At 61.4% G+C, this 25,480-nt stretch carries 28 protein-coding genes; 19 read left to right on the top strand and 9 right to left on the bottom strand.

Annotated features, from left to right (window positions below; genetic code table 11):
• Positions 1 to 273: 273 nt before the first annotated feature.
• From ACP0KA_RS17435 to ACP0KA_RS17450, 4 genes are all read left to right on the top strand, one after another.
• Positions 274 to 1,056, top strand: coding sequence for a 3-hydroxybutyrate dehydrogenase (locus tag ACP0KA_RS17435; RefSeq protein WP_424629990.1), 783 nt, complete (start codon positions 274 to 276; stop codon positions 1,054 to 1,056).
• 13 nt (positions 1,057 to 1,069) lie between these two features.
• Positions 1,070 to 1,843 carry an acetoacetate decarboxylase gene (locus ACP0KA_RS17440; protein WP_424629991.1) on the top strand — a complete coding sequence of 258 codons (774 nt, stop codon included), beginning with the start codon at positions 1,070 to 1,072 and terminating at the stop codon, positions 1,841 to 1,843.
• A 140-nt stretch (positions 1,844 to 1,983) separates the two neighbouring features.
• Positions 1,984 to 2,985, top strand: coding sequence for a transporter (locus ACP0KA_RS17445; protein ID WP_424629992.1), 1,002 nt, complete (start codon positions 1,984 to 1,986; stop codon positions 2,983 to 2,985).
• Between the two features lie 24 nt (positions 2,986 to 3,009).
• Positions 3,010 to 4,377: a carbohydrate porin gene (locus ACP0KA_RS17450; protein ID WP_424629993.1), complete on the top strand. Its 1,368-nt coding sequence runs from the start codon at positions 3,010 to 3,012 to the stop codon at positions 4,375 to 4,377.
• Between the two features lie 24 nt (positions 4,378 to 4,401).
• On the opposite strand, the gene ACP0KA_RS17455 is transcribed toward ACP0KA_RS17450, so the two are convergent.
• Together ACP0KA_RS17455 and ACP0KA_RS17460 are read right to left on the bottom strand one after the other, a co-directional pair.
• Positions 4,402 to 4,650 carry a hypothetical protein gene (locus tag ACP0KA_RS17455; RefSeq protein WP_424629994.1) on the bottom strand — a complete coding sequence of 83 codons (249 nt, stop codon included), beginning with the start codon at positions 4,648 to 4,650 and terminating at the stop codon, positions 4,402 to 4,404.
• Entirely contained in the window at positions 4,589 to 5,578 is a 990-nt protein-coding gene (locus ACP0KA_RS17460; protein WP_424629995.1) for a helix-turn-helix domain-containing protein, read from the bottom strand. Before ACP0KA_RS17460 ends, ACP0KA_RS17455 begins: the two co-directional genes overlap by 62 nt.
• 196 nt (positions 5,579 to 5,774) lie before the next feature.
• Between ACP0KA_RS17460 and ACP0KA_RS17465 the strand changes: the two genes are divergently transcribed.
• Positions 5,775 to 6,608 carry a class I SAM-dependent methyltransferase gene (locus ACP0KA_RS17465; protein WP_424629996.1) on the top strand — a complete coding sequence of 278 codons (834 nt, stop codon included), beginning with the start codon at positions 5,775 to 5,777 and terminating at the stop codon, positions 6,606 to 6,608.
• A gap of 225 nt (positions 6,609 to 6,833) precedes the next feature.
• Here the strand turns inward: ACP0KA_RS17465 and ACP0KA_RS17470 are convergent, their stop codons facing one another.
• From ACP0KA_RS17470 to ACP0KA_RS17495, 6 genes are all read right to left on the bottom strand, one after another.
• Positions 6,834 to 7,664 carry a class I SAM-dependent methyltransferase gene (locus tag ACP0KA_RS17470; RefSeq protein WP_424629997.1) on the bottom strand — a complete coding sequence of 277 codons (831 nt, stop codon included), beginning with the start codon at positions 7,662 to 7,664 and terminating at the stop codon, positions 6,834 to 6,836.
• Between the two features lie 270 nt (positions 7,665 to 7,934).
• Positions 7,935 to 8,360: a DUF4399 domain-containing protein gene (locus ACP0KA_RS17475; RefSeq protein ID WP_424629998.1), complete on the bottom strand. Its 426-nt coding sequence runs from the start codon at positions 8,358 to 8,360 to the stop codon at positions 7,935 to 7,937.
• A gap of 14 nt (positions 8,361 to 8,374) precedes the next feature.
• Entirely contained in the window at positions 8,375 to 10,039 is a 1,665-nt protein-coding gene (locus tag ACP0KA_RS17480) for an SUMF1/EgtB/PvdO family nonheme iron enzyme (RefSeq protein ID WP_424629999.1), read from the bottom strand.
• Between the two features lie 176 nt (positions 10,040 to 10,215).
• Positions 10,216 to 10,917: a DUF1045 domain-containing protein gene (locus ACP0KA_RS17485; RefSeq protein ID WP_424630000.1), complete on the bottom strand. Its 702-nt coding sequence runs from the start codon at positions 10,915 to 10,917 to the stop codon at positions 10,216 to 10,218.
• A 24-nt stretch (positions 10,918 to 10,941) separates the two neighbouring features.
• Positions 10,942 to 12,138: an alpha-D-ribose 1-methylphosphonate 5-triphosphate diphosphatase gene (locus ACP0KA_RS17490; RefSeq protein ID WP_424630001.1), complete on the bottom strand. Its 1,197-nt coding sequence runs from the start codon at positions 12,136 to 12,138 to the stop codon at positions 10,942 to 10,944.
• An 18-nt stretch (positions 12,139 to 12,156) separates the two neighbouring features.
• Entirely contained in the window at positions 12,157 to 12,789 is a 633-nt protein-coding gene (locus ACP0KA_RS17495; RefSeq protein ID WP_424630002.1) for a chloramphenicol acetyltransferase, read from the bottom strand.
• A 206-nt stretch (positions 12,790 to 12,995) separates the two neighbouring features.
• Here ACP0KA_RS17495 and phnC point away from each other — a divergent pair, with 206 nt between their 5' ends.
• The 4 genes from phnC to phnE (ACP0KA_RS17515) all read left to right on the top strand — a co-directional run bounded on the left by phnC (position 12,996) and on the right by phnE (ACP0KA_RS17515) (position 16,587).
• Positions 12,996 to 13,808 (top strand): phosphonate ABC transporter ATP-binding protein, encoded by an 813-nt coding sequence (gene phnC / locus ACP0KA_RS17500; RefSeq protein ID WP_424630003.1) that lies wholly within the window; start codon positions 12,996 to 12,998, stop codon positions 13,806 to 13,808.
• 39 nt (positions 13,809 to 13,847) lie between these two features.
• The gene (gene phnD / locus ACP0KA_RS17505) at positions 13,848 to 14,786 is read left to right on the top strand and encodes a phosphonate ABC transporter substrate-binding protein (RefSeq protein WP_424630004.1); all 939 of its coding nucleotides are present in this window, start codon (positions 13,848 to 13,850) and stop codon (positions 14,784 to 14,786) included.
• Positions 14,787 to 14,854: 68 nt separating this feature from the next.
• Entirely contained in the window at positions 14,855 to 15,739 is an 885-nt protein-coding gene (gene phnE, locus ACP0KA_RS17510; protein WP_424630005.1) for a phosphonate ABC transporter, permease protein PhnE, read from the top strand.
• A complete protein-coding gene (phnE, locus tag ACP0KA_RS17515; RefSeq protein ID WP_424630006.1) occupies positions 15,736 to 16,587 on the top strand; it encodes a phosphonate ABC transporter, permease protein PhnE in 852 nt (283 codons plus the stop codon). The genes phnE (ACP0KA_RS17510) and phnE (ACP0KA_RS17515) overlap by 4 nt, the downstream gene beginning before the upstream one ends.
• Before the next feature lie 9 nt (positions 16,588 to 16,596).
• Here the strand turns inward: phnE (ACP0KA_RS17515) and phnF are convergent, their stop codons facing one another.
• Complete coding sequence (phnF, locus tag ACP0KA_RS17520; RefSeq protein ID WP_424630007.1) at positions 16,597 to 17,322, bottom strand: phosphonate metabolism transcriptional regulator PhnF; 726 nt, start codon at positions 17,320 to 17,322, stop codon at positions 16,597 to 16,599.
• Positions 17,323 to 17,455: 133 nt separating this feature from the next.
• Here phnF and phnG point away from each other — a divergent pair, with 133 nt between their 5' ends.
• The 10 genes from phnG to ACP0KA_RS17570 all read left to right on the top strand — a co-directional run bounded on the left by phnG (position 17,456) and on the right by ACP0KA_RS17570 (position 25,383).
• Positions 17,456 to 17,917, top strand: coding sequence for a phosphonate C-P lyase system protein PhnG (gene phnG, locus ACP0KA_RS17525; protein ID WP_424630008.1), 462 nt, complete (start codon positions 17,456 to 17,458; stop codon positions 17,915 to 17,917).
• A 4-nt stretch (positions 17,918 to 17,921) separates the two neighbouring features.
• Complete coding sequence (gene phnH, locus ACP0KA_RS17530) at positions 17,922 to 18,539, top strand: phosphonate C-P lyase system protein PhnH (RefSeq protein ID WP_424630009.1); 618 nt, start codon at positions 17,922 to 17,924, stop codon at positions 18,537 to 18,539.
• Positions 18,540 to 18,542: 3 nt separating this feature from the next.
• The gene (locus ACP0KA_RS17535) at positions 18,543 to 19,649 is read left to right on the top strand and encodes a carbon-phosphorus lyase complex subunit PhnI (protein ID WP_424630010.1); all 1,107 of its coding nucleotides are present in this window, start codon (positions 18,543 to 18,545) and stop codon (positions 19,647 to 19,649) included.
• Positions 19,646 to 20,521: an alpha-D-ribose 1-methylphosphonate 5-phosphate C-P-lyase PhnJ gene (locus ACP0KA_RS17540; protein WP_424630011.1), complete on the top strand. Its 876-nt coding sequence runs from the start codon at positions 19,646 to 19,648 to the stop codon at positions 20,519 to 20,521. The genes ACP0KA_RS17535 and ACP0KA_RS17540 overlap by 4 nt, the downstream gene beginning before the upstream one ends.
• The gene (gene phnK / locus ACP0KA_RS17545; RefSeq protein ID WP_424630012.1) at positions 20,521 to 21,303 is read left to right on the top strand and encodes a phosphonate C-P lyase system protein PhnK; all 783 of its coding nucleotides are present in this window, start codon (positions 20,521 to 20,523) and stop codon (positions 21,301 to 21,303) included. Before ACP0KA_RS17540 ends, phnK begins: the two co-directional genes overlap by 1 nt.
• 7 nt (positions 21,304 to 21,310) lie before the next feature.
• A complete protein-coding gene (phnL, locus tag ACP0KA_RS17550) occupies positions 21,311 to 22,009 on the top strand; it encodes a phosphonate C-P lyase system protein PhnL (RefSeq protein WP_424630013.1) in 699 nt (232 codons plus the stop codon).
• A 10-nt stretch (positions 22,010 to 22,019) separates the two neighbouring features.
• Positions 22,020 to 23,177 carry an alpha-D-ribose 1-methylphosphonate 5-triphosphate diphosphatase gene (locus ACP0KA_RS17555; protein WP_424630014.1) on the top strand — a complete coding sequence of 386 codons (1,158 nt, stop codon included), beginning with the start codon at positions 22,020 to 22,022 and terminating at the stop codon, positions 23,175 to 23,177.
• Entirely contained in the window at positions 23,174 to 23,752 is a 579-nt protein-coding gene (phnN, locus tag ACP0KA_RS17560) for a phosphonate metabolism protein/1,5-bisphosphokinase (PRPP-forming) PhnN (protein WP_424630015.1), read from the top strand. Before ACP0KA_RS17555 ends, phnN begins: the two co-directional genes overlap by 4 nt.
• Positions 23,753 to 23,795: 43 nt before the next feature.
• Positions 23,796 to 24,221, top strand: coding sequence for a GFA family protein (locus ACP0KA_RS17565; RefSeq protein WP_424631645.1), 426 nt, complete (start codon positions 23,796 to 23,798; stop codon positions 24,219 to 24,221).
• A gap of 178 nt (positions 24,222 to 24,399) precedes the next feature.
• Entirely contained in the window at positions 24,400 to 25,383 is a 984-nt protein-coding gene (locus tag ACP0KA_RS17570; RefSeq protein WP_424630016.1) for a lytic transglycosylase domain-containing protein, read from the top strand.
• Positions 25,384 to 25,480: the final 97 nt, after the last annotated feature.

A 25,480-nucleotide genomic window follows, 5' to 3' on the forward strand; every position in this document is an offset into this window, starting at 1 on the left:
CCCACTGATCTTTGGTCTTCCGGTATCCGGTTGAGCCTCAGATTCCAGACAGGCAATGACGCTGTCGTGACAAAGGCCACGGGCGATGCGGTCGGCAGCTCATCTTCATGGCGATGATTAAAGTATTTGGACGCTTGTCATCGGTGTGAAGGAATTGTCTCACATCGCTGTCAAAGAGCCCCGCTAGCTGTCGTGCATCAACGTTACCGCTCCTTAACCGCGCTGCCGGTTGCGGAGATCGGTCCCGATCCCCGGCAGCCCAGAGTGGTCAGCATGTTGTCCGGAAAATCCGCCATCGTCACAGGCTCAACCAGCGGCATCGGCCTTGGTATTGCGCGCGGCCTTGCCGCCAGCGGCGCCAACATCATGCTGAATGGTTTTGGCAACGCCGACGAGATCGAAGCGATCCGCTCGGACCTCGCGGGAGAGCACAATATCAAGGTGCTCTACAGCCCCGCCGACATGACCAAACCGCAGGATATCGCCGACATGGTCGAACAGGCGGAAAGCGAATTCGGCTCCGTCGACATCATGGTCAACAACGCAGGGATTCAATATGTCGCGCCGATCGAGGAATTCCCGATTGAGAAGTGGGATGCGATCCTCGCGATCAACCTGTCGAGCGCGTTCCACACTACACGGCTGGCGCTGCCTGCGATGAAGAAGAATGCGTGGGGCCGCGTCGTGAATATCGCTTCGGCCCATGCGCTGGTGGCTTCGCCGTTCAAGTCAGCCTACGTATCCGCCAAACACGGCATCGCCGGTCTCACCAAGACGGCGGCGCTTGAAGTCGCCGAACACGGCATCACCGTCAACGCGGTATGCCCCGGCTACGTGATGACGCCGCTGGTCGAGAAGCAGATTCCGGAGCAGGCCAAGGCGCGCGGCATCACGGAGCAGCAGGTGATCTCCGATGTACTGCTCGCGGCCCAACCCAACAAGCGTTTCGTCACCGTGGAAGAACTGGCTGGGGTGGTGACGTTCCTCTGCACTGACAACGCGAAATCCATCACCGGCATCACGCTGCCTGTCGACGGCGGCTGGACCGCTCACTGAAAGGAAAAGCCCGATGCGCAAGGAAGACGTTCTAAGACTTCCCTCGATGCCGGCCGCCGGTCCCAGCTATCCGGCGGGGCCGTACCGTTTCATCGATCGCGAGTTTCTCGTCATCACTTATGAAACCGATCCGGATCTGATCCGCGCCGGCCTGCCTGAGCCGCTGGAGCCGATCGATCAGCCCATCGTGCACTATGAGTGGATCAAGATGCCGGATTCGTCCGGCTTCGGTTGCTATACGGAGTCGGGTCTTGTCATTCCCGCCCGGCTGCACGGCGAGGAGGTCAATTTCGTCTCCCAGATGTATCTCGATGATGATCCGCCGATTGCCGCGGGCCGCGAGATCTGGGGCTTCCCGAAGAAGTACGCGCATCCGAAACTGGACATCGTGAAGGACACGCTCACCGGCACGCTGGAATATGCCGGGCAGCAGGTGGCCGTGGGCACCATGGCCTACAAGCACGGTGCGATGGCGCATAACGGCGACGAGACGCTCAAGACACTGTCGAAGACCCAGATCAACCTCAAGCTGATCCCCGGCGTCGATGGCCGTGCCGAGGTCGCCCAACTGGTCGCGATCAATCTCACGGACATCACCGTGAAGGGCTCTTGGTTCGGGCCGGGCCGCCTGCACCTGGTTCCGCACGTGAATGCGCCGGTGGCTGATTTCCCGGTTCGACGCGTGATTGGCGCGAAGCATTTCGTGGCCGACCTGACGCTGCCCTATGGCCGCGTGGTGCACGACTACAACAAGGAGGCGGGGGATCTCGCCGAAGCCGCCGAATAAGGCCGGCTGACATCCGGCTGTAATAGAAGTGTCGTCATATCGGCCGGTATCCGGGTGGTATGGCGGCATGACTACCCGACGTGTCACGAGTCTTGGTTTGTCTGGGGCAGGCTGTGCAAGCGGAAGCATCGAGTACGAACGTGCCAGGCGGACATTCGGCGTCTTCCGCCGTCATTCCAGGCCTTGTCTGGGCATTCCGCATTCACGCCGATGGCCGGTCTGAACCGCTTGATGCCGAAAAGCCGATCGATGTCCGTGGCGATGGCCTGCTGTGGCTTCACTTCAATCTGGCAGATATCCGCGCCGAGCAGTGGGTTGCCGCGTCAACGCTAGATCTGCCGGGACCGGCAAAGGCGCTGTTTCTGTCGAAGGACAATTTCCAGCAGATGCACACCGCCGATGACACCGTTTACGGCGTCATCAGCGATCTCTTGCGCGCGATCGACCGCGTCACTGAAGAAACCGGCTATATGCGGTTCGTCATGACCGAGCGGCTCCTGGTCAGCGGCCGTCATCAGGCGCTGTGCGCTGTGGATGCCACGCGCCGCGTGCTGGAAAGCGGGCAGCGCATCGGGAGCGCAGCGGAACTGTTCGAGACCATCGTCGAGTATGTCGCCGAGACCATGGAGCGCATCGCCGATCGGGTCGAGCAGGATCTCGACACCATCGAGGAACGGGTGCTGTCCGACGACGTCGTCGACAAGCGCAAGGACCTCGGCCGCTTGCGGCGGACCTGCGTGCGGCTGCACCGGCAATTATCCGGCTTGCGGTTCACTTTTCATCGTCTCGAGCAGCAGGGCGGCGACGTGCTGAAACCGGCCCTGCGGCTGCGCGCGGGCAAGCTCGCGCAGCGACTCGATGCGCTGGATCACACCATCGTCGAGATGCGTGAACGCAGCCGCCTGCTTCAGGAAGAACTGCAGCTCAAGATCGAGGAACAGAGCAACAAGAGCCTGCATCTGCTGTCGGTGTTGACCGCACTGCTGCTGCCGCCGACATTGATCACCGGCGTCTTCGGCATGAACACCAAAGGGCTGCCGTTGACCGACGTCGATTCCGGATTCCTCTGGGCGGGAATCCTGATCATCGCGTCGTCCACGGCCGCCTACTACATCATGAAGCGCCTCGGGATCATGAGATAGTCCGGGGCTGTTGTGCAAAGCCGATTGTTCAAACTGCTGCGAACCGCCGCCGCCGTCGCTGCCGCGTTCGTGCTGTCGCAGCAGGTTGCGCTCGCCGCCGATCTTCCGGTGTCGGAACCAAAGCGGGCTGCAGAAGCGACGAAGACGAAAAATCCACGCGAGATTCTTGCTGACTGGGGCGTCCAGTTTAACGCGACCTATATCGCGGAAGTGTTCGGCAATCCGACAGGCGGTGTACGGCGAGGCACGATCTACACTGGCCGCCTCGATCTCGGCATGGATGTCGATCTCGAGAAAGTCATCGGCTGGACCGGCGCGACGTTTCACACAAATATGTACCAGATTCACGGGCAGGGGCTGTCGCGTGATTACGTCGGCAACCTGATGCTGGTCAGCGGTGTCGAAGCGTTGCCTGCCACGCGGCTTTATGAGTTGTGGATCGAGCAATCGCTGTTTGATGGCAAATTGCTGGTGAAGGTCGGGCAGCAGGCGTCGGATGTCGAGTTCATCGACAGCAAGTACGACGACATTTTCACCAATTCCGCGCTCGGTTGGCCGGGCATCACCGGCATCAATCTTTTGGCGGGCGGTCCGTCGCCGCCGCTCGCCGTGCCCGGCGTGCGCGTGAAAGCGCAGCTGTCGGACAGCATCACGGCTTACGCGGCGATTTTCGACGGCGATGCGGCCCCGCCGGACAGCCCGCTGGATCCGCAGCTTGCCAATCCGCACGGCGTTCTGTTTCGCGTCAATGATCCAGCCTGGATGATCGGGCAACTCAAATACAAGTTCGATCTCGGCGAGAGCAAATTGCCGGGAACGATCACCGGCGGTGCCTGGAAACACCTCGGCGAGTTCAACGACATGCGTTACTCCGTTGGCGGCTTTGCGCTGGCCGATCCGGCAGGTTCGGGCGAACCTCAGAAGCTGCGCGGTAATCAGGGCATCTTCGGCGTCTATGAGCAGATGTTTGTGCGCGCATCGTCAAGCCCGGACAAAGGAGCTGCCTTCTTCGCTCGTGCATCGGTCAGTCCGTCGGACCGCAACCTGATCAACTTCTATCTCGACGGTGGCTTTCAGTTCACCGGCTTCAGCGAGGCGCGGGCGAACGACAAGCTGGGTATCGCATTGACCTATGCAAAGATTTCGGACGCGGCGCGGCAGGCCGACCGCGATGCGAACACGTTCACCGGCATCGCAAGTCCGATACGCGACTACGAAGCGGTGTTTGAAATGACTTATGTCGCGGAAGTGCAAAGCAATTGGACAGTACAGCCGGTCTTTCAATATGTCTTCCATCCGGGCGGCGGCATCGTCGACCCTAACGATCCGACCCAGACCCACCGCATCAAGGATGCCGCGGTGTTCGGTGTTCGCTCGACGGTCACTTACTGAACGATATTGCTTTTGGAGTGATCGTCAGGTCCGCGGCACGCCCGCCGTCACCAGGCCGTCGCTCAGGCGCTCCATGAAGGCCGGCGTGAACGGCCACGCATCGCGCGCGGTGGTGACCGTGAGATCCTTGTCCTTATGCAGAAGCTTGAGGGCACAACGCCGCGCTTCGTCCCGCGCACCGGCATGAACGGCGGCCGCCACAAGCACCCGTTCAGCCCAGAAGGATTCCGGTCCCGCCACCATGCCGTCCTGAATCCATTTGAGCGCGGTCATAGCGTCCTGCGTTGAAATGGGCGCAGCCGATACCGATGAACACGAGGTGGCGTACGGGCTCGAACGGCATCAGGCGCAGCGTGATTTGGAGTTCACGCAGCGCGGCGTTGTCGTCGCCGAGATAGCCGGACAGCCAGCCGCGCCGCAGCCACGCCCATGGCGACCACGGCTCGATCGCCAGTGAACGTTCGATCAGATGATCAGCCGCGCCAAGCTTGCGGTTCAGCGTCAGAGCACCGCTGCACAGGCTCAAGACCAGCGCGTCGTGCGGCGCGAGCTTTTCTGCTTCGTCCGCGAATTGCTTTGACTGTGCGCGATCGAATTGGGAGGTCGTGTTGAAGTTATGTGCCGCGCGCTGGCCCCAGCACCAGGCGGCGATCGCTTTCGGCAAAGCGTAATGCGGTGCGAGCTCTTGCGCCTGTTCAGCGTCTTCCAGTGCCGCGCTACAGGATTGCGGTCCCACCATGAACGCCGAGCCCAGCGCCCGCCAGCTCAGGCGCATCGCTTCGTCGACAATGTCGTCATTGCCTGCCATCTGCCCGCGGATGGATTTGAGCGTGTCCGACGGCAGTTCGCCGAATTGCTCGCGATATTGCGCGGAAAAGCGGCCGAGCTGATTGAAGCCGTTGGCCGTGGCAATGTCGGTCACGCTCGCATGGGCGTCGGCCGACAACAGTTGCTGACGCGCGCGCGCCAGCCGCATGCGCCGCACCCAGCCAAGCGGCGTGGTGCCGAGATAAAGTCTGAAATGCGCTTCCAGCGTGCGCGGTCGAACGCCGGCGACCGCTGCGAGTGTTTCAAGTTGGATTGGCTCGTCCAATCGGCCGTTCAGCCAATGCAATGCATGGGAAACGCTCGCAGGCAATGCATGCCGCACGTGTAGCGTCGCGTCATCGGCCCCAGCGAACGTGTCTGACTTCACACTCATGGCACGCCTCCAATCCGGAATTGGGATCGGCGCAACCGGCGCTCAGGCCCGACAAAAAGTCTCAAAATAAAATTCGATGCGGATTCTGCACCATCCTGCGGAAGCTGCATAGCGGCACAGACAGCTCCGCGTCAGGGTGCCACACGCCCCGTGAGCGGGCGGTACAACTTTGAACAACTCTTTGGGAGCGAGTGCCATGACAATGACCATGACTGAAGTTCCACCCGGACCGGATCTCGTCGCTGTCAAGACGCGCCAGCATGGTGCGTGGTCGTCCGGCGATTATGCAGTGGTTGGTACAACCTTGCAGATCGTTGGCGAAGATCTGTGTGAAGCGATTGATTTGCGCGCCGGAAAACGTGTGCTCGATGTCGCAGCCGGTAACGGAAACGTGTCGCTCGCGGCTGCACGACGCTGGTGCGACGTCACGTCGACGGATTACGTGCCTGCGCTGCTCGAACGCGGCAAGGCGCGTGCCGCTGCGGAAGGTTTGAACATTGCATTTCAAGAGGCAGACGCGGAAGCCTTGCCGTTCAAGGACGCAAGCTTCGACGTGGTTGTGTCGACCTTTGGCGTGATGTTCACGCCCGACCAGAACAAGGCTGCCGCAGAGATGCTGCGTGTGTGCAAGCCCAAGGGAAAGATCGGGCTCGCGAACTGGACGCCGCAGGGTTTCATCGGACAGGTGTTCAAGACCCTCGGTCAATATCTGCCGCCACCGGCGGGTGTCAAATCGCCGGCGTTGTGGGGGACGCGCGACCGGCTTGGCGAACTGTTCGGCAATGGCGCAGCATCGATCCAGGCCCAGCCACGCCACTTCGCGTTCCGCTATCGCTCGCCTGAACACTTCCTTGAGGTGTTCAAGACCTATTATGGGCCGACCCTGAAGGCATTTGCCGCGCTCGACGAGACCAAGCAGCGTGGCTTGCAGGAGGATCTGGTCGCGTTGATTGGGCGTCTGAACACGGCTGACGACGGTACAATCGTGGTGCCGAGTGAATATCTTGAGATCGTGATCGTCAAGAAATGATCGGCGCAGCGGCTTGAGACATGAAAAGCCCGCCGACCCCGGCGGGCTTTTTCATCTAGTGTCCCGATTCCGAAGTTCGCACAGGCTCGCGGCTGGCTTGGATGCGAACTTCGGAATCTAAGGGACACTAGCAAGCCTACAACTCGAGTGTGGTTAGGTTCAGAAGTTCGCCGGAAGGACTCGCGGAAAAATGGAGCGAACTTCTGAACCACCACACTCGCGACGTTAGTGATGCATCGGCTTATGGGCCGAGACCACCAGCGCGGGCATCGGAACGGCGAAGCCGCCGTCGTGTTCAAAGCCCAAGATCATCTTGCGCAGATAATGTCTGATGTTTTCGAGGTTCGCTGGATTTTGCCGATTGAGAACAGCAGCGGCGCGGACGGTACCGGACGAAATCGCTTCGATGAAGGCTTCGGGAGAAGGGACGCGCCAGACCAATGGAAGTTCTGTTCCGGAGATATCTCTGAACCCCGCGCGGCCGAGCATGTCCGAGGCAAACTTCAGGTCGCCATAGCTGAAGAAATTGGGTCCCGGCGGCAGTCCGACATCGAGTGAACCGTGTTCGCGGATGGCGTCGTAGACCATCGATATGCCGATGCATTTGCTCGCTTCGCACCATGACGCATAAGCGAACCGTCCATCCGGCTTGAGCACGCGAAACGATTCTGTTGCGGCTCTTTGCGGATGTGGAACGTGAGGCATACCGAACGAGTTGACGACGGCGTCGAACTGCTTTTCAGCGAAGGGCAGGGCCTCGGCATCTCCTTCGATGAATCGGATGTGCGGATAGGTTTGTCTCGCCAGCCGGACCTGAGCCGCAGAGAAATCCAGTCCGATCGCTTCTGCGCTCACCTTGTGCGCGGCAGCTGCGACGTAACCCGCACCACATGCGACATCGAGAATCTTGTCGCCGGCCTTCAGCTTTACGGCCTGGAGGAGACCCGGGATACAGCCCGCTGTGACCTCTCCGAGATGCTGGTGATAGGAGGTCGCAAGGGCGTCCCTGTTCCAGCCCGCATGCTCGAAATCCCAGAACGTGTCGGATACGATCATGGCTTTTAACCCTCTGTTGCGTTTCCTCGATCGGCAAAGAGGCACGTGTGGCGGTTCTGAAGTCCGCATCATTCGAGTGGCGAGTCCGGAATGCGGACTTCAGAACCAAAGCCACACGAGAATAATAACCTACTAGAGTCCTTCGATTCCGAAGTTCGCAGACGAACGAGCAGCGCCATGATGCGAACTTCGGAATCGGGACTCTAGCGCGAGCGGCGAAACTCGCGCTGTCGAACATATAGACCGCAAAAACGTGCGCGGTAGCCTGGCCTATCGGATCGTGACGTTAATTTTCCTGGATACGACCGGCGGATCGAAGGGGTAGTGCTTGGCGTCTCCGAGGACCAATTGCAGCGTGTACCTTCCGGGCGGCAGTTCGATGCGCGCTTCCGTCTGGCCGGCACCGAAATGCAGGTGAGATTTGTCCTGCGGGATCGGTTCTTTGGGATTGAGCGGCTCGGTCACGTTGATGAGCAGATGATGATGGCCGGCATTGGCGAAAGTGTCGCCGGCGTGGGTGACGCCCATATTGCGCAAGCCGAACCGGGCCCAGAACGAGCCTTTGATCACCGCCCCATCCTGAGGCCAGACAAAATAAAGATAGGCATCTTTCGGCGCCGGTGTTCCCTGCGCGTAGGCTGCGAATGTCAGCAATGTCAGCGTCGTCGAGAGCATGATGATCCGGATGAGGCCCATTGCTGTCACGTCCTTTACGGCTTGTCCTCGCGAGAAAGGGCGACCCGGAAACCGTGGGTCGGATAGCGCACGACGGCGTCGTAACGGTCGCGGCTTGCGGGGCGGGCTGAGCGGGCGTCGTTGCGCCACGATCCTGATCTTATCACGCGTGAAGTACAATCGCCGTCGGAGGTCCATGCCGAACCATCGGATGGCGCCCCTTGATAATTCTTGTGCCAGCAATCCTCGACCCATTGATCGACGCCGCCGCCCATGTCGTGAAGGCCGAACGGATTGGGCTTGAGGCTTCCGACGTTCAACGGTTGTTCGGCTGTGGTATCAAGGCAATTTCGGCAATTGACGATGCCGTTCTGAAATTGGTCGCCCCACCAGTAGATGGTCTGCGTGCCGCCACGGGCGGCGTACTCCCACTCGGCTTCACTGGGCAGTCGGTATGGCTTCTTCGTCTCTTGCGAGAGCCAGGCAACGAATTGCTTGGCGTCGTTCCAGCTCACGTCCGTGATCGGCGCATCGTCGCGGCCCGTAGCGGTGAACGAACACGCCTTGGCCGCGGCGCAGGCGTTCCATTCGCGCACCGTGATCGGCGTTTTACTCATTGAAAACGGTTTCACCGACACGCGATGGATCGGCCGCTCCGACAGATCGTCGTTGCTCCCCATCGTGAAGCCGCCGCCGTTCAGCGGCACCATGTCGGGCTCCTTTGCCTTCGCTGCAGCGGGAGGCGGCGTGATCGCCGCTGGTGCAGTCGCTACCGCAGGCGGTGCTGCTGGAGCCGCTTGCGGGACCGGAGTTGCCTGCGGCACTGGAGCTGTCTGCATCGGCTTGGCTTGCGACAGCGGAGGCGTCACGGTGATGGCGGGCACCTTTGCCGTTTCCGAAGGTGGCAACGCGGGAGGCGCCTTGGCTGTCTCTGCAGGAGCCTGGAGTGGCGTTGGCACCGGCGCTTGCAGTGGCGCTGTCGCTGGTACTCGGCTCGCGATCATCTGATCACGAGGCTTGATCACGAAGTACCAGAATGCGCCGCCGGCAACGGACAGAAAGACAACCGTGGCGGCAACGAGCATCGCGGCGAGCGGCCGTATCCGGCTCTCGATCAGTGCCGATGGATCGGGCAAAACACGATAGACCCGCACTGGATCGGTGATGTTCTTCACCTGCTTGTCGCCGAGCGACTGATAGCCGCAGACGAGCTTGTGTTTGACCTGTTCGTAGATGCCGCCGGAAATGAAGATCTGCCCCGGATTGGCAATCCCTTCGAGGCGGGAGGCGACGTTGACGCCGTCGCCATAGACGTCTTCGCTCTCCACGATCACATCGCCGAGATTGACGCCGATCCGGTAGACGATCGAGCTTTCGCGCGGCTGCGATGCGTTGCGTCCCACCATGCTCTGCTGGATGACAATGGCGCAACGCACGGCTTCGACGGGACTGTCGAAGATCGCAATGAAGCCGTCGCCGGTGGTTTTCACCAGCCGGCCGTGATGCTCCAGGATCGTCGGCTCGATGAGATCACGCTCGATCCGCTTGACGCGGGCGTAAGTGCCGTCCTCGTCGAGCTGCATGAGGCGGCTGTAGCCTGCGATGTCGCCTGCGATGATTGCGGCAAGCCGGCGCGGCGACGCATCATGCGGATGCTCCCCATCATTCCCCGTTCGGAAGTGATGAATTTCACCGCGCATCGTCCAGCGCCTCACCGATCGGGAACACGCAACTTACAGGCGAGCGGTCAGATTTTTTCCGTGCAACGCACGGCCGGTTGCCGGAAGGCTACGCCGATTGGGCGATGCAGACAATTACCTCGTACGGTCGATAGGACAGGGAGGCTGTCGCGTGCGTGCGCCCATGCGTGAAACAATCAGGGCCGTTTAAGCGGCCAGTGCTCGATCACCGTGAACTGGGACGCAGCATCGTTTTGGCGCAGCAGTGCAAGGTGTTCCACTGCGATCGAACTGAGCTCAATAGCCGCGAAGCGCTTCTGCAAAGCTTCCAGCACGCCGTCGCGCCGCTCAGCCGGTAACGATCCGGTCAACGTCATGTGAAAACGAAATTCGTCGAACACATAAGGGTAGCCCCAGCGGTCGAGATACGCGACCTGCTGCTCTGACAAGGCGGCAACGTTGCGCCGGGCGCGATCCTCGGATGTCAGCGGCGTGCGAAAATCGTCGAACGTCGTCACGCAGTCGGCGGCGAACGTCTGCAAGTCTGGTGAAGGCGCGTGCGGCACAATGGCGATGAAGCTGCCGATGGCGCGAACAACCGGTGTGATGACCGGAACGGCGCGGGGCGTCTGCGCGAACCTTCCGATCGCCGAGATGAGCTCGCTCTCGGTCTTGCCCGATACCAGCGAGATCGGCGCCTTCAGTGTGGCATGAAAGCCGTACTTGCGTGGATCGACGGTGATTTGTTTCCAGTCCGCGATCTGCGCTTCGATGCCGTCGACAAAAGGCAGCGCCTTCCCTGTGAAAGAGTCATAGCCGAGCAGGCTCGCGCCGAAGCGATAAAGAACGCTGTCGGCGGAAGGCACGAAGTAGATGGCGTAGCGGGGATACTGCGGCATGCGATCTCTTGACTAGCGAAGCTTTCAGGCCGGTTCAACCCTGCGCGCAGCCACAGTTTTCGTTATTGTCATTCGCTGCGGTTCGGTGAGATAGACGAGCTGTCCGCCGGCAATCACCGCCACGATGCGTGGCCGCAGCGCCTCCTGCGCATCCACCAATATGATGTCCGCGCGCTTGCCGGGGGCGATCTCGCCGCGGTCGTGCAGGCCCGTCGCCGCCGCCGGTGCGCCGGAAACCAATGACCAGGCTTGTGGCAGTGGCACGATCCTGTCGGCCGCGAGACGGAACGCCGCGAGCAGCGGCGCCGGATAGTAATAGTCTGACGCGAGGATGGAGCAGAGACCCTTGTTCACCATCTCGGCTGCACTGGTCCAGCCGGTGTGGCTGCCGCCGCGCACGACGTTCGGCGCGCCGAACACGGTGAAGTCGCCGCCGTCGATCGCGGCGCGGGCGGTTTCCTCGTTGATCGGGAACTCCGCGATGTCGATGCCGAGCCCGCGGAAGTTCGCGCGCTGCTCCGGAGACTCGTCGTCATGGGAGAGCAACGGCACATCGTTGTCGCGGGCAATCGCGGCAAGCCGTTCGATTGATGCAGGCACGTCGTCCGCGCGCTTCATGACCCGGTCCACCAGCGCATCGAATTCGCTTTCGCTGAGGCCGGAGCGCTCGACCATGCGCGCGCGCTTCTTCGGATTGCTCATCGACGCAGTGGTCATGTGCATGTGATCGTTGAAGGCGAGCAGGCTGACGCGGCCCGTCGCCAGCCACTCGGCGATCATCGGCTCCGCATCGAGGTTGAAGGTCTCCTGCCGCAGATGGAACCGCGTGTCGGCCGCGAAGCGTGGATGCAATTCCTCGATGGCGTCGGCAAGACGGTGAGCGTTCTCGGTGCCGCGCAAGCCCGGCTCCCATGACCATGTCGCCGCATGAAAGACGGTGGTCATGCCGTTGGCGATGGCCTGGCGGTCGCTGTCCATCAGCGCAACGTCGATCGGGAAATCGACGCCGGGGCGCGGCATCATCTGCCGTTCGAAGGCATCGCCATGCATGTCCACAATACCGGGGAGGGCGATCAGGCCGCGGCTGTCGATGCGGAGCGAAGCAGGTTCGGCACGCGACGATGTTTCCGAGATGAGGCCATCCGCCACATGGATAGTTGCATCATCCACAAATTCGTTGCCGATCAGCGTCTGTCCGCCTTCGATCAAGATATCCGTCATGCTTCGTCCGATCCCGCGTTATGCCAGCGCGTTGTTGTTGTACTTCTCGACAAAGGCTTCCACCGGCAGTTTCCGGAAATCCGGCAGCGCGCTGCGAAGCTGGTCGTGGGTCCAGTCCCACCATGCCAGCGCCATCAATTGTTCTTCGATCTTTTCCGAGAACCGTCGCCGGATCGGTTTCGCCGGATTGCCGCCGACAATGGTGTAGGCAGGCACATCCTTGGTGACGACGGCGCCCGCTGCGACCACCGCGCCTGTGCCGATGTTGCGGCCCGGCAGCACGATGGCGCCGTGACCGATCCAGACGTCGTGGCCAAATGTCACATGATGGCTGCGTCGCCAGTCGAAGAACTCCGCGTCATCGCTCTCGCCCGGGAAATAGGCACTCGCGCGATAGGTGAAGTGAGCCTGCGTCGCGCGATGCATCGGATGATTGCCGGGGTTGATTCGCGTCATCGCCGCGATCGAGCAGAACTTTCCGATGGTGGCGTAGGTAATCTGGCTGTCGTTCACGACATAGGAATAATCGCCGAGCGTAACTTCAAGAAGTGTTGTTCGTGCGCCGATTTCGCAATAAGCGCCCGCCTTGCTGTCGCGGAGTGTTGCAGTCGGGTCGATGAAGGGTTCGACGGAAAGTGTCTTGCCAGCCATAGGCGGTGGAATCTCGTAGTGAGGTGAGGCAGGGATGAGGGTGTGCGTAGTGTCTTCGGTGTGTTTCGTGACAATGTCATGAAGTTCGGATGACGGCAAACCTCTTCCGCATTGCACACAGAAGTGCGCGGGAACAGTCCACGCTGTCACACAACTGTAGAATACCCGCGTTAGCGGTGGAGCTCTGTTAAGCACGGAGCCGACGAATGCTTGTAGTGGACGGATTGACGTGCCGGTTTGGTGCAAAGACGGCCGTTGATAATGCTTCTTTCTCGATCGAGCCGGGCCGGTTCGTCGGCGTGATTGGTCGTTCGGGCGCCGGCAAGTCCACCCTTCTGCGCATGATCAACCGCTTGGAAGAGCCAACCGGCGGACGCATCAGCTTCGAAGGCGTCGACGTGACGGCATTGAAGGGCCAAGAGTTGCGCCGCTGGCGTGCGCGATCGGCAATGATTTTCCAGCAGTTCAATCTGGTCGGTCGCCTCGACGTGCTGACCAACGTCTTGATGGGCCGCCTTGCAGGCGTGCCGCTGTGGCGCTCGATGAGTCAGATGTGGGCGCAGGATGACAAGGCGATTGCCATCTCCGCGCTCGAACAATTCGACATGATGCCGATGGCGGCGCAGCGCGCCGATCAGCTCTCCGGCGGACAGCAGCAGCGTGTGGCCATTGCACGCGCGCTGGTTCAGCAGCCGGATATCATTTTGGCGGACGAGCCGATTGCATCGCTCGATCCGCGCAACACCCGCATCGTGATGGACGCACTGCTGCGCATCAACAAGCACTTTGGCATCACGGTGATGTGCAACCTGCATTCACTCGATCTGGCAAGGACTTACTGTGACCGTCTGATCGGTATGTCCGCAGGCCGCGTTGTGTTCGATGGCGTGCCTGCGATGCTCACGGACTCGATCGCCCGCGAACTTTACGACCTCGAGGCTGGTGAAGTCATGGACGAAACGCCGGACTTCGTACCAGGAGCATTGGCACCCGCGCTCGGAAATGTCGCGGCTGCCTGATCTTTCTGCCGAAACTATCTGACATAACAGGGGGACTTTATGTTCAATCGTCGTACTATTCTCGCCGGCGCAGCAGCGCTTGCGTTCACTGCAACCACAGCTTCGGCTCAGGACTGGAAAGCCAAGTATCCCGAGCTCAACTTTGCCGTCGTTCCCGCCGAGAACGCCTCGGGCGTGACCGAGCGCTGGGCGCCGTTCATTGCTTACCTGAGCAAGGAACTGGGCGTGAAGGTGAACCTTCGCATTGCCAACGACTATGCGGCGGTGATCGAAGGTCAACGCAACGGCAATATCCACATTGCCAGCTATGGTTCGGCGTCGTTCTCGCGCGCCCGCCTCACCGGCGTGAAGACCGAAGCGTTCGCCAACGACCGCAACATCGACGGCAGCACCGGCTACTATTCGATGTTCTTCGTGCTGGCCAAGAGCCCCTACAAGAGCATTGACGACCTGAAGGGCAAGAACCTCGGCCTCGTCGATCCGAACTCGACCTCGGGCAACAACGTGCCGCGCTTCGAGCTGAACAAGATGCACATCGGCGATGCTGAATCCTATTTCAGCAAGGTGGTGTTCACCGGCAGCCACGAGAACGCGCTGCTCGCGCTCGCCCAGGGCACCGTCGATGTTGCCGCCAACCAGTGGACCAACGACAACGACTCGACGCTGCAGCAGATGCTCACCAAGACCATGCTGAAGAACGCCGACGGCACGCCGATGAAGAAGGAAGATTTCCGCAGCATCCACAAGTCGGCTGCGATCCTGAACGGACCTTATGCCGTTCTCGAAGACATGCCGGCTGACCTGAAGGCTTCGATTGAAAAGGCCTTCTTTGATGCACCGACCAAGGACAAGGCTGCATTCGAGCGTCTGTCGGATGGCCAGAAGCAGGGCTTCGCTCAGGCCAAGACGACCGACTGGAACGACACCATCGAACTGATCAAGTTCGTCGACAGCCTTCGCAAGAAGAAGGGCTCCTGATTGGGGCAGACGACCGGACTGCATTCGCAGTCCGGTCGTTTTCTTTGCGCTCATAGAGCTATCAACCTTTGACCATCAGCCTCACCAGCTATCCGCCCCAGCAGATCGCGGCGCTTGAAGCCGCGTATAACGCGTCGATTGCGCGCAAGCGCGTCCGCTTTCTCATCGGGCTTGTCGTTTTCGTGGCGCTGCTGATCGTCGCGGGCCTTGGCGCCGAGGTGGCGCCGGAGACATTGGTCGAGAAGATCGGAAACTTCGTCGGCTATTTCGACCGTATTCTTCATCTCGACAGCGGCGCGCGGGTCTGGACCGATCCGGCCGAGTGGTTCTGGGGATGGAAGGGCTGGCTCAAGCTGCTCGGTGAAACACTGCTGCTGAGTTACGTCGGCACCGTAATCGGCGCGCTCGGTGCGCTGTGCCTGAACTTCTTTGCCGCGGCCAATACGTCGCCGCATCCGGTGGTGCGCTTCGTCACGCGCCGCTTTTTAGAATTCTGTCGCACCGTTCCGGGCATCGTGTTCGCGCTGATTTTCGTGATCGCCTTTGGTCTCGGGCCGATGGCGGGCATGCTTGCGATTGCGATCCACTGCATCGGTGCGCTCGGCAAGCTCTATTACGAGATTGTCGAGAACATCGACATGAAGCCGTTGGAGGGCCTGCGCTCGACCGGCGCCAACTGGCTGTCGTGCATCCGTTTCGCGGTACTACCGCAGGTGATGCCGGGTTTTGCCAGCTACACGCTGCTGCGCTTCGAGATTAATGTGCGCGAAGCTTCCATCATGGGCTTTGTGGGTGCTGGCGGCATCGGGCAAGAACTCGTGGTCGCGGTGCGCAAGTTCTTTTATTCGGACGTCAGCGCGATCCTGGTGATGATCATCGTCACCGTGTTCATTATCGACATCCTCACCGGCTGGCTGCGCGGACGCCTGCTCAGCACGGGAGAGCGGGCATGATCGCGGCGGATCGCAGCCCGGCGGAACTGGCGGCGCAGTATCCCGACCTGTTTCGCGGATCGAATGCAGGCCGCGTGAAAGCACTCCTGGTTGCCGCGGCGGCGATCGCGCTGTTCTTTTTCGGCTGCTGGTATCTGGAGATTTCGATCCACCGGCTGGTGACCGGCTTCAAGCAACTCGGCTGGTTCGTCATGCTGATGATCCCGCCGGATCCCGGCACATCGTTCCCGACCTATCTCCACGCCATGGGAGAAACCCTGTCGATCGCGTTTCTCGGCACGCTATTGGCGGCGCTCATGGCGCTTCCCGTCAGCATGCTGGCGGCGAAGAACATCATTCCATCCATTTTTCTGCGCTTTCCAGTGCGGCGGTTTCTGGATTCGGTTCGCGGCATCGATACGCTGATCTGGGCTCTTGTATGGATCAACGTTGTCGGGCTCGGCCCATTCGCGGGCGTGCTGGCGATTGCGACATCGGACTTCGGTGCGTTCGGCAAACTGTTCTCGGAAGCGATGGAAGGTGCCGACCGCAAGCAGGTCGAGGGCATCCGCGCGGCGGGCGGCAGCAAGCTGCATGAGATCCGGTTCGGACTGCTGCCGCAGGTGCTGCCTGTGCTCGCAGGGCAGATTCTCTATTTCATCGAGTCGAACACGCGTTCGGCCACCATCATTGGCATCGTCGGTGCAGGCGGCATCGGCCTTCAGCTTGCCGAGCAGATCCGTGTGCTGGAATGGCAGAAGGTCTCGACGCTGATTCTGATGATCCTCGTCGCGGTGGCCGCGATTGATTTCGTCTCGAACCGGCTCCGCCGTGCAATCATCGGCCGGGCAGGCGAAGCCCGGCACTAATTTCCACCGCTAGTTTTCGATGACGAACTGAACGCGTTCAGCGGCAAAGCGCGAACGCGATATGATCAACGGCTTGCCGTTCATTTCCGTGTCGAGCTTTTCGACCACCAGCACCGGGCGGCCGAGCGCGAGATCGAGGCGTGCGGCATCGGCGGCATCGGCAATGGCAGCCGTAACGTTGGTCCACTCGCGGCGATAGTCGCGGATGCCGAAATGGGCCAGCACCTTGGTGATGGACTGCATTTTTTCATAGAGTTTGCCGCCGTCGGGAAAGCGGTCCGCATCGACCCACGTGGAGCCGACGCAGATTGGCATCCGGTCTGCTGTGCGCAGTGCATCGATCCGCAGCAAGGGCGCGCCGGTCTTGAGGCCCAGGTGTTTGGCAAGATCCTGCGGCGCATCTTCGATCGATGCACTCAGCAGCTTGCCGCTGGCTTCGTGGCCGCCGGCACTGACGATTTCGGAAAACCGCGTGCGTGAGCGCAGCGGATAGGCGATGCGCGGTGCTTCGACATAGGTGCCGCTACCACGTTCGGCGCGCACCAGTCCGCGCTCGGCGAGCGCAGCCAGCGCACGGCGTACGGTGTGGCGGTTGACCCGATGGAGTTCCGCGATTTCGGTTTCGCCGGGCAGCTTGGAGTTGCGCGGATAGGTTCCATCGGCGATCGATTGCTCGATGGAATCCGCGACGCGCCGCCACAGCGCAACGCCGGTGCTCGTTTCAGCCAAACTCATAGATGCGACAACCTTTCGCGGAGCGAGAGCCGCAACATACCGAAAATCATGCCGTCGTCACCAGATTGTCATAGCGCTGCGTTACGAAGTTGTCTATTAACATAGACAACTTGGAATCAGCAAGCTGGACATCATGACCCGATCCGAACTCAGTCCGCAGCAGAACCAACGTCAGCGGGCGATGGCTGTCCTCGCGCATATGCCGACGCAGCGGATCGCGGCGTGCCTGGGCGATGTCGATGTTCCGCCGCACGAGGCGCTGCGCCAGCCGGAGAACGGCCTCGTGATGGTGCGCGGCCGGATCGGCGGTGACGGTGCGCCGTTCAACCTCGGTGAGGCCTCGGTGTCGCGCGCGGCCGTGCGGCTGTCCTCGGGTGAAGTCGGCTTTGGCTATGTGCTGGGGCGCGATGGCGAAAAGGCGCGGCTGATCGCGCTGTGTGACGCGCTGATCCAGAGCGACGTCTTCAAAGAGCGTATTGAAGACAAGGTTCTCGCGCCCCTGCGTCAGGAACTGGAGAAAGCCCGCGCGCAGCAGGATGCGGAGACGGCAGCGACACGGGTCGATTTCTACACACTGGTACGAGGCGAGGGCTGAGATCATGACACTTGCCACTCTCCAGTCCGGCCTCGGGACAGGCTTCGCCAATCCGGTGCAGTCGTCGCAGGTGGTGTTCCGCAGCGTGATGGATGCCATGGCGCGGCCGGGAACAGTTCATACGATTGCGGAGCCGGTCAAGGCGCCATCGCTCATGATGCCCGCAACCGCTGCAGTCGCACTGGCGCTGTTCGATCACGATACATCCGTCTGGCTCGATCAGGATTTCGCACACGAGACCGACATGGCGTCGTGGCTGCGCTTCCAGACCGGAGCGCCGCTGACGGCTGAGGCCTCGCAAGCTGCCTTCGCGCTAATCGCGAAGGGCTCGGCCTTGCCGGATTTCGAAACATTTGCGCCGGGAACGCCGGAATATCCGGACCGCTCCACCACGTTGGTGGTTCAGGTGGAGACGCTGACTGCGGGCGAGGAGATCATGCTGAGCGGACCGGGCATTCAAGGCACGTCCAGTTTGCGGGCTGGCCCATTACCGCAGGATTTCGTCGCGCGCATGCAGGCCAACCGCGCGCTGTTTCCGCTCGGCGTCGATCTGCTGCTGGTCAGCGGCAATGATCTCGTCGCGCTGCCGCGCAGTATCCACGTTGCGGCGAAGGAGGCGTGAGCCATGTACGTTGCAGTCAAGGGCGGCGAACGCGCCATCGAGAATGCACACCGGCTGATGGCGCATGAGCGCCGCGGCGATCCGGCGGTGCCGGATCTGTCCCTGTCGCAGATCTCTGAACAGCTCACCCTCGCGGTCGACCGCGTGATGACCGAAGGCTCGCTCTATGACCGCGAGCTGGCGGCGCTGGCGATCAAGCAGGCGCGCGGCGATATGATCGAAGCGATCTTCCTGCTGCGCGCATTCCGCGCCACGCTGCCGCGTTTCGGTGTCACCGAGCCGCTCGACACCGCTGAGATGCAGGTGCGCCGCCGCGTGTCGTCCACTTTCAAGGACATTCCGGGCGGGCAAATCCTGGGGCCGACGTTCGACTATACCCATCGCCTGCTCGATCCGGCGCTAGCGGCGAGTGAACCTGTCGCCGCACCGGCACAGGGCACCCCGAGTAACGAGCCGATGCCGCGCGTCACCGATATCCTCGGCGCAGACGGCTTGATTGAATCCTCGCCGAAGGGAGATCCGGATCAGCCGGTCGGCGATCTGACCCGTGAGCCGCTCAACTTCCCGGCGGATCGCGATCTGCGCCTGCAAAATCTCGCGCGTGGCGATGAGGGGTTTCTGTTGGCGCTGGGCTATGCGACGCAGCGCGGCTTCGGCCGCACCCATCCGTTCGCCGGTGAAATTCGCTTTGGCGATGTCGAGGTAGAGTTCTTTGCCGAAGAGGTCGGCTTCGCGGTGCCGCTCGGCTCGATCGAATTGACCGAATGCCAGATGGTGAACCAATTCAAGGGATCGGCCACGGAAGCGCCGTGCTTCACCCGCGGTTATGGCCTCGCCTTCGGCCAGAGCGAGCGCAAGACCATGTCGATGGCGTTGGTGGATCGCTCCTTGCGCGCGCGCGAATTGGGCGAGGAGGTGCGCGCACCGACCCAGGACGAAGAATTTGTCATGTCACATTCCGACAACGTGCAGGCGACGGGCTTCGTCGAGCACCTTAAACTGCCGCATTATGTGGACTTCCAGTCCGAGCTTGGGCTGCTGCGCAAGCTGCGCAAGGAATTCGAGGCGGCGAAAGACAGTGACGGTAACCTTGCGGAGGCCGCCGAATGAACGCGCCGGTTTACAACTTCGCTTACCTCGACGAGCAGACCAAGCGGATGATCCGCCGCGCGATCCTGAAGGCGATCGCGATCCCCGGTTATCAGGTGCCGTTCGCCAGCCGTGAAATGCCGATGCCGTATGGTTGGGGCACGGGCGGCGTGCAGGTGACGGCGGCCATCCTCGGGGCGGACGATACGCTGAAAGTTATCGACCAGGGCTCCGACGACACCACCAACGCCATTTCGATCCGCAAGTTCTTCGAAAAGACCGCGAATGTTGCGACGACAACCGTCACATCGGATGCCAGTGTGATCCAGACGCGGCATCGTATTCCGGAAACGGCGCTGACCGAGGATCAGGTGCTGGTCTATCAGGTGCCGATCCCTGAGCCGCTGCGCTTTCTTGAGCCGCGCGAGACCGAGACACGCCGGATGCATGCGCTTGCCGAATACGGGCTGATGCACGTGAAGCTCTACGAGGACATCGCGCGCCACGGCCACATCGCGACGACTTACGCTTATCCAGTGAAGGTCGACGACCGTTACGTGATGGACCCGTCGCCGACGCCGAAATTCGACAATCCAAAGATGGATGATTGCGCCGCGCTGCAGTTGTTTGGTGCCGGCCGTGAGAAACGCATCTACGCCATCCCACCGCACACCAAGGTGCGCTCGCTGGATTTTGAGGATCATCCGTTCGAGACCTATCGCTTCAGCGCGCCATGCGCGCTGTGCGGTTCGAACGAATCCTATCTCGACGAAGTCGTGGTCGATGACAAGGGCGGGCGGATGTTCGTCTGCTCCGACACGGATTATTGCGAAACGCGCCGCGCGGACGGCCATCAGGGTGCTGGCTTCGGCGCCGACCATCAGGTGACATGATGCGTGACGACGATCAGCCACTGCTCATTTGCGACAGCCTCAGCAAGTCCTACGGCCGCCACCTCGGCTGTCGCAACGTGTCGTTCGAATTGTATCCGGGCGAGGTGCTGGCCATCGTCGGTGAGTCGGGCTCGGGCAAATCGACGCTGTTGCAGATGTTGTCGACGCAGCTGCAGCCGACCGGCGGGCGGGTACTTTATCGCATGCGCGATGGCGTCACGCGTGATCTCGCAACACTCGGTGAAGCCGAGCGGCGCTTCCTGTTCCGGACCGACTGGGGCTATGTGCACCAGGATCCGGCCATGGGCCTGCGCATGGCGGTGTCGGCCGGTGCCAATGTCGGCGAACGGCTGATGGCGGTCGGCTGGAATCACTACGGCAACATCCGCGATACCGCGGCGTCTTGGCTCGAGCGGGTGGAAATTCCGACCCTCCGCATCGACGATGCGCCGAAGACCTATTCCGGCGGCATGCGGCAGCGTCTGCAGATTGCGCGCAATCTCGTCACCGAGCCGCGCCTGGTGTTCATGGACGAGCCAACGGGCGGCCTCGACGTGTCGGTCCAGGCGCGTTTGCTCGATCTGGTGCGCGGGCTGGTCAACGAGCTCGGGCTTGCGGTCGTGATCGTCACCCACGATCTCGCGGTGGCGCGTCTGTTGTCGCACCGCGTGATGGTGATGAAGGGCGGCGAAGTGATCGAGACCGGTCTGACGGATCAGGTGCTCGATGATCCGCATGAGCCTTATACCCAGCTTCTCGTTTCCTCGATCCTGCCGGCGTGAGGTGCAGATGTCTCCGATGATCGAAATTTCCGGCGCGGCCAAGACTTTCACCATGCACCTGCAGAACGGCGTGCGGCTGCCGGTGATTTCCGGCGTGTCGATGCATGTGAATGCCGGCGAATGCGTCGTGCTGGCAGGGCCATCCGGCGCGGGAAAGTCGTCGATTCTGAAGATGATCTTCGGCAATTACCGCTGCGATCAAGGCCGCATTGCGGTTCGCCATGCAGGCAATGTGATTGACATCGCAAGCGCGGAGCCGCGCGACGTGCTGCGTGTCCGCAGATACACCATCGGCTATGTCAGCCAGTTCCTGCGCGCCGTGCCACGCGTGGCGACCATCGATGTGGTGGCAGAACCTCTGATCGCGAACGGTGTCGCGCGCGACGATGCCAAAGCCCGCGCCGGCGCACTGCTGCGCCGGCTCAACATTGCCGAGCGGCTCTGGACGCTGCCGCCCTCGACGTTCTCCGGCGGCGAGCAGCAGCGCGTGAATATCGCGCGCGGGTTCATCTCGGACATGCCGATCCTGTTGCTGGACGAGCCCACAGCATCACTCGATGCAACCAATCGCCAGATCGTCGTCGATCTGGTTGGAGAAAAGAAAGCCCGCGGCGTCGCCATGGTGGCGATCGTGCACGATGACGACGTGCGCAATCTGATCGCGGATCGAATTGTCGACGTGACGTCGTTCGCGGCGGCAGCGTGAAGGGGGAAAAATGAGTTCTGAAAGAAACGAAACAATTCTCAGTAATGCCCGTGTGGTGCTGCATGACCGTGTCATCGAGCGCGGCTGGGTGGCGATCGGGGGTGGCGTGATCGCAGAGGTCGGCGAGGGCGATGCGCCCGAGCGCGGCGAAGACATGGGCGGCGATCTGGTGATGCCGGGCTTGATCGAGCTGCATACGGATCACCTCGAGGCGCACTATGTGCCGCGTCCAAAGGTCTACTGGGACCCGGTCGCTGCCGTCGTCTCCTACGATGGCCAGCTTGCCACCAGCGGCATCACCACGGTTCTCGATTCGTTGCGTCTCTGGAGCGAGGAAGGCGTCGAGGACGTGGACGGCCAGGCGAATGTTCTGGCAAAAGCGATCAGCAGCGCGCGCGATGCCAATCTGCTGCGCGCCGACCACTTTCTGCACCTGCGCTGTGAAATTCCGACCCCGCGCGTCGTCGAAGAGGCTCAGGAGTTGATTGAGCGCCCGGATATTCGGCTAATGTCGCTGATGGACCATACCCCGGGTCAACGGCAATTCCGCGATGAGGGCAAACTGCGCGACTATTACCGCGGCAAGAGCGGCGGCCTCACCGATGCGCAGCTCGACGTGATGTTCGCCCAGCGTTTGGACTACCAGAAGAAATACGCCGCGAAGAACATGCGTGAGATCGTCGCATTGGCGCATAGCCATAACGTCCCGCTCGCCAGCCACGACGATACCACGGAGGAGAACGTCGGCGAGGCGATCCGTGATCGCGTGTCGGTGGCTGAATTCCCGACCACGATGGAAGCCGCACGCGGGCTGCATCAGGCGGGCGTTCGCGTGCTGATGGGCGCGCCGAACGTCGTGCGCGGCGGATCGCACTCCGGCAACATCGCAGCAGTCGATCTCGCCCGTGAAGGCCTGCTCGACATCATGTCGTCGGACTACGTGCCGTCCAGCCTGCTGATGGCGGCGATGCAACTGCCGAAACATGCTCCGGTGATCGATCTTGCCGCAGCCGTGCGGACCGTCACCAAAACGGCGGCGGAAGCCGTCGGCCTCAGCGACCGAGGAGAGATCGTTGCAGGCAAGCGAGCCGACGTGATCCGCGTGCATATGGCCAGGGATATTCCCATCGTACGCAGCGTCTGGCGTGAAGGGATTCGGGTCGCATGATCGATACAGCCACACTTTCAGATCCTCGCATCGGTCTGATCGGACCCGGCCGCCTGGTTCTCGTTGTCGGCCCAAGCGGCGCTGGTAAGGATACGCTGATCGGGCTTGCGCAGGCTGCGTGCGCGGACGATCCTGGCGTCGTGTTTCCGCAACGCGTGGTGACACGCGAGGCGTCCACATTCGAAAACAACACAGCCGTCAGCCAGACGATGTTCGGGCAGATGCTTGCCCATGGCGAATTTGCCTTCCAATGGGAAGCGCATGGCCTGCGCTATGGCGTGCCGCACGCGATCGTCGACGATATCCGTGGCGGGCGGGCGGTGGTGGTCAATGTCTCACGCACCATCGTCGAACTCGCGCGCCGGTCCTATGCCAATGTGACGGTGGTCTCGATCACCGCGCCGGCGGATATCCTGGCACAGCGTATCGCCGATCGCGGACGCGCCAGCGACGGTCAGGTCGAGGGCAGGATCCGGCGTATGGTCGTTGCCGCCGAACCGGATGTCGTCATCAACAATATCGGACCGGCCAAAGATCACGCTGCCCAGTTGTTGCGGACCATCAGAGGGCATTAGGGGCTGAATGCAACCAGCCGATCTGAACAGGGGGCACGGCAACATGGTGAGCGATATGAAGGTCCGGGCTGGCCAGTGCCATTGCGGTGCGGTGCGTTTCGAGGTGTCGCTCACCAAGGGCTTCAATTCGATCCGCCGCTGCACCTGCTCTTACTGCCGGATGCGAGGCGCCGTCATGGTCATGGTGGAAAAGGACGAGATCAAGGTCCTGCAGGGCGAGGATATGTTAACAAGCTATCGCTTCCATACCGGAGCAGCGCAGCACTTCTTCTGCTCTCGCTGCGGAATCTACACGCATCATCAGCGACGATCTGACCAGAACCTGTACGCCGTCAATGTGGCTTGCCTGGACGGGGCGAGCCCATTCGATTTCTCTGAGGTGCCTGTCATGGATGGCGTCAATCATACGAACGACACCGGCAGACCAACCCGTCAGGCGGGAACGCTCCGCTTCATCCCGGCTGGCTGACGATCGAGGGAGCCCGACAGCTGCCCGGCAGTGGTCGCGCTTAGACGGCTGACCGTCTCCAACCAGGCCGCTTAAGGACTTGCGCTGGGGTGGTTCTCTGACCCAGCTCGTTTACCTCCCGTTAACCATAATTGAGGCACCTTGCCGCAAAGGTTCCTGGGGAGCGGGCAACCAAACTATGTCTTTTGAACCATCTGTCATCACAGCGGGTCTTGATGCTGCGCGCACCAAGATCGCGAACACCATTAAAAGTGCCGCAAGCGCCACCGGCGCGAGCTTCGAATATCTCGTCTCTGCGGCGAAGATGGAATCGAATCTCGACCCGTCCGCGCAGGCGTCGACGTCATCCGCGCGCGGGCTTTATCAATTCATCGAGCAGACCTGGCTCGGCACCGTCAAAGAGGCGGGAGCCGCATTCGGCTTTGGTAAATATGCCGACGCCATTTCAAAGTCGCCATCCGGCACCTATTCGGTCAGTGATCCGGCCGCCCGCGAAGAAATTCTCAAGTTGCGCGATGATCCTGCGGCCAATGCCGCAATGGCGGGCGTGCTGACGCAGTCCAACAGTTTCAAGCTCACCGGCTCGATTGGCCGCAGGCCGACCGACGGCGAACTTTATATGGCGCACTTCATGGGCGTCGGTGGCGCGTCCAAGCTCATCACCAGTGCGCAGGAGAATCCGTACGCATCGGCGCCTGCGATGTTTCCCAACGCCGCAGCCGCAAACCGCCCGATCTTCTATAATCGCGACGGCAGTGCGCGAAGCGTCTCGCAGGTTTATTCCGTGCTGACGTCGCGTTACGACAGCGCGGCGAATTCGCAGACGACGCGCATGGCCATGGCATCGGCTGGCGAGGCACCCGGGCAATCGCGGATGGCGAACGTACCGGGTAACGCCGCGTTTCTTGCGAACTTCCCACAAGCTCGGACGCCGGGGACGTCTTCACCCCAGCTCGAGGAACTGCAGACCCCGATCTCGCCGACCTTCCGCTCGCTGTTCCAAGCCGGCGTCCGGCAGGAACCGGTGTCGAACACCGTCCGCGAACTGTGGGGTAACAAGACCACGGCGAGCAATGCGGGAGTTCCGAACGACCCGCCTAAGGATGAGGGGCCGCGTGGCATCGGCCTGTTCAGCGATCCGACCGGACGTTACAGCGGCTGATCTCTTCCGAAGATTGTTTTGATCGGCTTCGCGAGCCCCGACCGGGGATTCCCCATCGCGTGTGAACCGCCTATCTTTGCTCGTGTCCCGAATCCAA

This window comes from Bradyrhizobium sp. SYSU BS000235 (assembly GCF_049747295.1).
Taxonomy (GTDB): Bacteria; Pseudomonadota; Alphaproteobacteria; order Rhizobiales; family Xanthobacteraceae; genus Afipia.